This is a genomic window from Acinetobacter sp. 24-47-62, from assembly GCF_056779765.1.
The window spans coordinates 1-820 of record NZ_JBWYIN010000032.1; the positions used below are offsets into that span (position 1 = coordinate 1).

Annotated in this window: 2 protein-coding genes; both read right to left on the reverse strand. The window is 42.1% G+C overall.

Annotated features, from left to right (window positions below; translation table 11 throughout):
• Positions 1-179 precede the first annotated feature (179 nt).
• Positions 180-470: a muconolactone Delta-isomerase gene (gene catC / locus AC1M87_RS14730; protein WP_092766278.1), complete on the reverse strand. Its 291-nt coding sequence runs from the start codon at positions 468-470 to the stop codon at positions 180-182.
• Between the two features lie 26 nt (positions 471-496).
• Positions 497-820 (reverse strand): enolase C-terminal domain-like protein (locus AC1M87_RS14735; protein WP_481594115.1); only part of this gene is annotated, 324 nt, incomplete at its 5' end.

Genomic DNA, 820 nt, shown 5'->3' on the forward strand with positions numbered 1-820 from the left:
ACTAAAGCATTAATTTGTTCGCGGTTCATACTATTTCTCCTTAAGTATGCTTGCTGTGTGGTGGCTGACTTCTAATGTGTTTGAGCTCGCTGCCACAATCCTTGTTTAAAATGACGCTAAAAAACCTCTGGATGTATTGAAGTCATGGCCTGAATCAATCAAGCCAAGACACTTAAAACTTAACGATCATCTTCACGGATAGAAGATGGGTGGCGATTTAACGCCATTACTTCGATATTCATATATGGGTAAAGCGGAAGACCTTGTAAAATTGAATGAAGCTCTTCATTGCTTTCCACATCAAAAATACTGATGTTTGAATACTGACCTGTGATTCGCCAGATATGACGCCACTTGCCTTGTTGCTGTAACTCTTGCGAATACGCCTTTTCAACAGCTTTAATCTCATTCGCTTTTTCAACTGGCATATCCAGTGGGATGTTCACATCCATTCGTACATGAAACAGCATGTCTCACTCCTGATGTATCACGTCGCTTATTTGCGGCGAAGGTTGTCAATCTTGTCTAAATCCAACTCAATACCTAAACCATTGCCTTGAGGCAGATGTAATTCGAAATCACGATATTGAAGCGGGGTCTTTAAAATTTCGTCAGTTAACAGCAATGGACCAAACAATTCAGTGCCATATGCCAAATTCTCAAAGGTCGAGAACAAATGTGCAGAAGCGATGGTGCCAACAGAACCTTCAAGCATCGTGCCACCATACAGATCTACACCAGCGAGGTTTGCAATGGTTGCTACATCACGACCTTCGAGTAGGCCACCAGACTGAGCAACTTTTACAGCAAACACAGAAGC